The organism is Caldisalinibacter kiritimatiensis (assembly GCF_000387765.1).
GTDB lineage: Bacteria > Bacillota > Clostridia > Tissierellales > Caldisalinibacteraceae > Caldisalinibacter > Caldisalinibacter kiritimatiensis.
In genome coordinates, this window is record NZ_ARZA01000149.1 from 1 (window position 1) to 4,630 (window position 4,630).

The window sequence follows — 4,630 nt, forward strand, 5'->3', positions numbered from 1 at the left end:
AAACAATCTATTCTTGAGGGCTAGCGCCCATTAAAATCTTTTAGATGCGAAACTTCTGTATAATTATGCTATAATTAAATTATATTGATTGAAAAGTTGAAGTTAAGTAAATAATAAGTTAGAATATATATATGTTATAGGGGCAATTAATAAAAAGGAGGATAATATTATGCCAGCAAAATTAAGTAACGAGTATGGTTCGATAACTATTGATGAGCATGTTCTTGCAACTGTAGCTGGATTATCTGCTATGGAATGCTATGGACTAGTTGGAATGGCGAGCAAAGGAGCTACAGAAGGTTTATTTGAGTTAGTTAAGAGAGAAAATTTAACTAAAGGTGTTAAAGTTTATACAAAAGACAATAGTATAATTGTTGATTTACATATAGTTGTACAATTTGGTACGAAAATTTCTGTAGTTGCAAAAAACATTATTGAAAAAGTAAAATATAATATAGAGAACTTGACGGGTATGGAAGTTGAAAAGGTAAATATATACGTAGAAGGTGTAAGAGTACAGAAGTAGGTTAAGATAGTAGATTAAGGAGGTACTAATATTGAAAACTGAATACATAGATAGTAAGTTGCTAAGAAAAATGTTTATATTTGCAGCAAAATCTTTAGAAAAAAATAAAAAAACGGTAGATGCTTTAAATGTATTTCCTGTTCCAGATGGAGATACAGGTACAAATATGTCATTAACTATGCAGTCGGCCGTAAAACAAATAAAAAATCTTGATAGTGATGATATTGCACAAATTGCTTCAGCAGCATCAAAGGGTTCATTGATGGGTGCTAGAGGTAATTCAGGTGTTATTTTGTCACAGTTATTTAGAGGCTTTGCAAAGGGATTAAATGATGTAAAAAAAATAGATACTAAGGCTATAGCAAAAGCCTTTAAATCTGCATCAGATACGGCATATAAAGCTGTTATGAAACCGACTGAGGGTACAATATTGACTGTTGCAAGAGAGTGTGCAGAGAAAGCTTCAGAATTGTCAGAGCATGAAACGGATATAAAAGTGTTTTTAGAAACCGTAATTGACTATGGAGAAACAGTATTAAATAAAACTCCTGACATGTTAGAAGTATTGAAACAAGCAGGAGTAGTTGATGCGGGTGGAAAAGGATTAATCTTCATTCTAAAGGGAGCTTATCTAGGATTGGTTTCAGAAGATGATTCAGTCATTGAAGATTTAGACCATGCAGAAGAGCCAGCTAATTTAAGTGATGCTCATGAACAAGAGGATATTAAGTTCGGATATTGTACAGAATTTATTATAAATACTACTAACGGGAATGCAGATGAATTTAGAAATCAGATAAGTGGATATGGTGATTCTATTCTAGTAGTTGGTGGAGATGATATAATAAAGGTTCATATACATACTAATGAACCAGGTGAAGTTATAAACAAGGCTATGGCTTTAGGTGAACTTATTGATATAAAAATAGATAATATGAGATATCAACATAAGAATAGAATTTTAGAAGAAGAGACAGTAACTGAAAATGAAGAGGAAAATATAAAAGAATACAGTTTCATAGCAGTAGCTATGGGAGATGGGATAAAAAATGTGTTTAAGGATTTAAATATTGATTATGTGATTGCCGGTGGGCAAACTATGAATCCAAGTACAGAGGACATACTAAATGCAATAAATGAGGTTAAAGGCAGGAATGTAATAATACTCCCAAATAATAGTAATATAATATTAGCTGCAACACAAGCAAAGGAATTAAGTGATAAAAACGTGGAAGTTATTCCTGCAAAGACAATTCCACAGGGAATTTCGGCAATGCTTGCTTTTGATGAAGAACTTGATATTAACGAAAACGTGGATAATATGACTAAAGCAATAAGTTCAGTTAAAACAGGACAAATAACATTTGCTGTTAGGGATACAGTTATTAATGACGTAGAGATTAACAAGGACGATATAATAGGATTAAATGATGGAGACATAGTGACAGTTGGTAACAATATTAAAGATGTAGCAATAGATTTGGTAAAAGAATTAGTAGATGAGGACAATTATTTAATAACTATAATTTATGGTGAAGACATATCAGAGGGAGAAGCAAATGAATTGGCAGAAGAGATAGAAAATGAAGCTGAAGATTGTGACGTGGAAGTGGTATACGGAGGACAACCTCTTTATTACTATATTATTTCTGTTGAATAGATTAAATATATATTAAAAAAGAAGTAGTTGAGGTGATAAACCTTAGCTACTTTTTTATTTGCTTTAATTAATAAAGTTTTTTATAATATAAACAAACATACGTTTTGAGGTGAGGAGTTTGAGTAAGCTAAATATGTCTGTCCAATACGTAAAAGGGGTTGGACCAAAGAGGGCTAAGAAACTCAATAGGATAAATATAGAAACTGTTAATGATTTAATATATTACTTTCCAAGAACCTATGAAGATAGAAGAACTATAAAAAAAATTATAGATTGCCAAGAAGGGGAAAAGGCTACTTTAAAAGTATTAGTGTGTGGAGATTCAGCTGTAAATCGTCCGAGAAAAGGTCTTACTATAACTAAAGTACCTGTAAGAGATGATACCGGATTTGCTTATTTGGTATGGTTCAATCAAGAATATTTTGCGAAAAGATTAAAAAAAGGTCAGACAATAAAAGTAAATGGAAAAGTTAAAAAAAATTTCAAAGGCCTAGAGATATACAATCCTGAAATCACAACTGCTGATAAATTCGATAATAGATTTGATAGAGTATTACCTATTTATCCGTTAACTGAGAAATTAACCAATAATGAAATGATAAAACTTATTAGTAATGTATTAAAAGAATACATAGATTTAGTTGAGGATGTTTTACCAGAAGATATTATAAAAAACTTTAATCTTTGGTCTATAAAAGATGCTTTGTTAAATATACACTTTCCAACTGATAGGGAATCATATACAAAGGCTAAAGAAAGACTTGCATTTGAAGAGCTTTTAATTCTACAACTAGGGCTTTTAATGATAAAAAATAAGTATAATATAGAGAAATCAGGAATTAAATTTAAAAAAGTGCAAGAAATCAATGAATTCTTATCAAAATTACCTTTCGAATTAACTAATGCACAGAAAAGAGTTCTGAAAGAAATATCTAAAGATATGGAATCAGATAAAACGATGAATAGATTAGTTCAGGGAGACGTAGGTTCAGGTAAGACTATTATCGCAATACTTGCAATATTTAAAGCTGTAAAATCTGGATATCAAGCAGTAATGATGGCACCAACTGAAATATTAGCTAGACAGCACTACGAAAGTATAAATGAAATGTTAAGTGAATATGATATAAAATGTGAATTGTTAGTGGGAAGTATTACGAATAGCAAAAAGAAAGAAATTTTAAGAAAAATAAGAAATGGTGAAATCGATGTAATAGTAGGTACACATGCAGTAATACAGAATAATGTTGAATTTAATAGATTGGGATTAGCTATAACTGACGAACAACATAGATTTGGGGTTAGACAAAGAGCTGCTTTATCGTTAAAAGGTGAAAATCCAGATGTGTTAGTAATGACTGCAACACCAATTCCTAGAACATTAGCTTTAATATTATATGGTGATTTAGATATATCTATTATAGATGAATTACCACCGGGTAGAAAAAAGGTTGAAACTTATGCTATTAATAACAATATGAAATTAAGAGCCTATAATTTTGTAAAAAAACAAGTGAAGGAAGGAAGACAAGGTTATATTGTTTGTCCTCTTGTAGAAGAATCTGATAGTATGAATATTCAATCAGCTACAGAGCTATATGAAAAGTTAAGTAAGGAATATTTTGCAGATTTAAAGTTGGGATTATTACATGGGAAAATGAAAGCAAAAGAAAAAGATGAAGTAATGAATAAGTTTAAAAATGGAGATATAGATATACTTGTTTCAACTACTGTAATTGAAGTGGGAGTAAATGTTCCAAATGCTAATATAATGGTTATTGAAAATGCAGAAAGGTTCGGTTTAGCTCAATTACATCAGTTAAGAGGACGAGTAGGAAGAGGAAATTATCAATCATATTGTATCTTAATTAATGAAAGTAAAAATAAAGTGGCTAGAGAAAGAATGAGAATAATGGAGAGAACTAATAATGGATTTATTATTTCTGAAAAAGATTTAGAGTTAAGAGGTCCTGGAGAATTTTTTGGAACTAGACAACACGGATTACCTGATTTGAAAATAGCAAATATTTTTGCTGATATGCGTATTTTAAAAATGGCTCAGAAAGTAGCTAATAAGATATTAGAAAGAGACCCTCATTTACAAGATAATAAATATAAAAAATTAAGAAATAAAATAACAAACATGTTTGATAGTAAAATTGAAGATATAAGTTTCAATTAATAAAGCTAACTACATTTTCACTTCCTTATAAATTAAAGAAAAAAAGTATTTACTTAGTTTTATGACATTTAATTACCAGTGTAAAAGTTTTTAAAGATGGATAAATTAATAATACAATAAATAAGGAGGTGAAATCTTTGGCTTATAACAATAATAATAGACTTGTTGTTCCTGAAGCACGACAAGCTTTAAATCAAATGAAGGCTGAAATAGCTAGTGAATTAGGATTATCTAATTATGAAAATATAGATAAGGGAAACTT

The 4,630-nt window shown here is 29.9% G+C and carries 4 protein-coding genes; all 4 read left to right on the forward strand.

What is annotated here, in order from left to right:
• Positions 1-169: 169 nt before the first annotated feature.
• On the forward strand, positions 170-526 hold the full coding sequence (locus L21TH_RS07160; protein ID WP_006312758.1) for an Asp23/Gls24 family envelope stress response protein: 357 nt from the start codon (positions 170-172) through the stop codon (positions 524-526).
• Between the two features lie 31 nt (positions 527-557).
• Complete coding sequence (locus L21TH_RS07165; RefSeq protein ID WP_006312759.1) at positions 558-2,186, forward strand: DAK2 domain-containing protein; 1,629 nt, start codon at positions 558-560, stop codon at positions 2,184-2,186.
• A 118-nt stretch (positions 2,187-2,304) separates the two neighbouring features.
• On the forward strand, positions 2,305-4,368 hold the full coding sequence (gene recG, locus L21TH_RS07170; RefSeq protein ID WP_081627929.1) for an ATP-dependent DNA helicase RecG: 2,064 nt from the start codon (positions 2,305-2,307) through the stop codon (positions 4,366-4,368).
• Positions 4,369-4,505: 137 nt separating this feature from the next.
• Positions 4,506-4,630 (forward strand): alpha/beta-type small acid-soluble spore protein (locus L21TH_RS14270; RefSeq protein WP_034429635.1); only part of this gene is annotated, 125 nt, incomplete at its 3' end.